Raw genomic sequence first — 2,655 nt, 5'->3', positions numbered from 1 at the left:
TTGTCTACCGTAAGTACCATGATGTTAGTGCCTTGGTCTTCCGTTTTGCTGACCTGCATGCCGCTGATGTTGATGCCTTTGCCGCCGAGGAGCGTACCGACTGTACCGATAACGCCCGGTCTGTTGATATGCGGACAGATGAGAAGGCGTGCGTGCGGATCAACGTCTACGCGCTGACCGTCGATGCTTACAAGACGTTCTTCATCGCCGAAGAGCGTACCTTGAATGATGTGCGCACCTTTTTCGGATACGATCTTGAGCGTGATGAGGTTTGCAAACGCGCGTGTTTCGTTGAGTTTTACTTCTTTTATCTTAATATTACGCTGTGCAGCCATGCCCGGTGCATTGACGTAGTTGACATCTTCGTTGAGGATCGGGTTGAGCATACCTTTGATAGCCGCAGTCGTGAGCATTTTCGTGTCGTACTGCGTAAGTTCGCCCGTGTATTCGACTTCGACGCTCTTGATCGCGCCGTCGGCGAGGTTGACTGCCGTACAGCCCATGCGTTCAGCGAGGCTGAAGAACGGACGGATCTGTTTCATCACGTGCGGTGCAACGTGTGCCATGTTGACTGCCGTCATAACAGGTTCGCCTTTGAGTGCCGCTACGACACCGTAAGCTACGTCTACTGCTACGCCGATCTGCGCTTCTTTCGTCGATGCGCCGAGATGCGGTGTAACGACGATGTTGTCGCAGTCGAGGAGCGGATTGTCCATGTTGACAGGTTCGCCGTCGAATACGTCGATCGCCGCGCCTGCGACTTTACCGCTTTTGAGAGCTTCTGCAAGAGCCGCTTCGTCGATGATACCACCGCGTGCGCAGTTGACGATGCGAACGCCGTCTTTCATTTTTGCGATCGCTTCCGCGCCGATCATGCCTTTCGTCTGCGGCGTTTTCGGCATATGAAGCGTGATGAAGTCTGCTTTTTCATAAATTTCGTCTACCGTACCGATCTCGATACCGAGCTGTTTTGCACGTTCTTCGTTGAGGTACGGGTCATAACCGATGACGTTCATTTCCATTGCGAGAGCGCGTTTTGCTACGCCGCTGCCGATACGGCCCATGCCGAATACGCCGAGCGTTTTGCCGCGAAGCTCGACACCGACGAAGTCGCTTCTTCTCCATTCGCGGTCACCTTTGAGGGACTGGTGCGCCTGCGGAATGTTGCGCGCCATAGCGAGCATCATAGCGACCGAATGTTCCGTTGCCGCGATCGTGTTGCCTTCCGGTGCATTGAGAACGATGATACCTTTTTTCGTAGCCGCTTCTACGTCGATGTTGTCAACGCCGACACCTGCACGGCCGATAACTTTGAGGTTCTTCGCAGCTTCGATCACTTCTGCCGTTACTTTGCTGGCAGAACGAACGATAAGACCGTCATAATTCGGAATTTCGGCAAGAAGCTCTTCTGCGCTGATCTTTTTGCGCGCTTCTACCTCAAAATCCTGTTCCAAGATCGCAATACCTTTCGGCGATACGCCGTCACATACTAATACTTTCATTGTTGTCATCTCTCCTTATCTCTATTGGATATCTCAACGCAAAGCAACACGCTCGATTCCGCTCGGCACCCCGATAATAAAAAAATCCCGCCCCTCATCTTGGGGCGAGATATCTATCCCTGCGGTGCCACCCAGTTCAGACGCATATGCGTCCCTCCGGTTCGCGGTATCGGGCGAAACCCGTTCGGCTCATCACCGAATGCTTGCGGGCGGAACTGCTTGCCTGCCTGCCGACTCACACCGACCGTCGGCTCTCTGATAGACACGTGCTTCACAGCTTCCCGTTCATTGCGTTGTCTGTTTGCGTTATTACATATCCATTATAGCCGTACATCTGTCTCTTGTCAACGTTTTTTTGTGTGCAGAAATTAAAAAAGTTTCTGCCAATTTCGCCCTTGACAAAATCTCGCATCGAGTTAGAATTAAAAGAAAAAGCACTTTATTTCGGGGAGGTTTTCACCATGAACCGTATTTACAACTTCAACGCGGGCCCTGCAACGCTTCCGCTCGAAGTACTCAAACAAGCACAAGATGAATTTTTGAATTTCGATAACACGGGTATGTCTATCCTTGAGATCAGCCATCGCTCTCCGTCTTATGACGAAGTGAACAATCAGGCTGAAGCTACGATGAAAGAGCTTCTCGGTCTTGGCGACGACTATCAGGTACTGTTCCTTCAGGGTGGTGCCAGCACGCAGTTCGCTATGATGCCGCTGAACTTCCTCGGCGAAGGCAAAGTCGGTAACTATATCCTGACGGGTGCTTGGTCTGAAAAGGCTCTCAAAGAAGCAAAAATGATCGGTCAGACGCACGTTGCGGCTACGACGGAAGGCGAAAACTATGTTCGTATTCCGTCGATGGATGAGATCGCACTCTCCGACAATGCGGCATACGTACATATCACGTCGAACAACACCATCTTCGGTACGCAGTGGCAGGAATTGCCGTCCTTCGGCGATGTTCCGCTCTTCGCTGACATGTCGTCCGATATGCTCAGCCGTCCGTTCGACGCTTCCAAATTCTCGCTTATCTATGCAGGCGCACAGAAAAACCTCGGTCCGTCCGGTGTAACGGTCGTTGTTGCTCGCCGTGAGCTTCTCGAAGCCGCTCCTGTCAATGCGAACATCCCGACGATGCTCCGTTACCAGACGCA

The 2,655-nt window shown here is 52.1% G+C and carries 3 protein-coding genes; 1 reads left to right on the top strand and 2 read right to left on the bottom strand.

Annotated features, from left to right (window positions below):
- Together IJN28_02555 and IJN28_02550 are read right to left on the bottom strand one after the other, a co-directional pair.
- A partial coding sequence (locus tag IJN28_02555) for a phosphoglycerate dehydrogenase (GenBank protein ID MBQ6712657.1) occupies window positions 1–1,502 on the bottom strand: 1,502 nt, incomplete at its 3' end.
- 113 nt (window positions 1,503–1,615) lie between these two features.
- A complete protein-coding gene (locus tag IJN28_02550; protein MBQ6712656.1) occupies window positions 1,616–1,768 on the bottom strand; it encodes a hypothetical protein in 153 nt (50 codons plus the stop codon).
- A gap of 195 nt (window positions 1,769–1,963) precedes the next feature.
- On the opposite strand from IJN28_02550, the gene serC reads away from it, so the two are divergent.
- Window positions 1,964–2,655, top strand: a 692-nt coding sequence (serC, locus tag IJN28_02545) for a 3-phosphoserine/phosphohydroxythreonine transaminase (GenBank protein ID MBQ6712655.1), incomplete at its 3' end; no start/stop codon positions are given.

Source organism: Selenomonadales bacterium (genome assembly GCA_017442105.1).
Lineage (GTDB): Bacteria > Bacillota > Negativicutes > RGIG982 > RGIG982 > RGIG982.
Note: the sequence above shows the minus strand (reverse complement) of the source record. Positions and strands in the feature narration are given on the sequence as shown.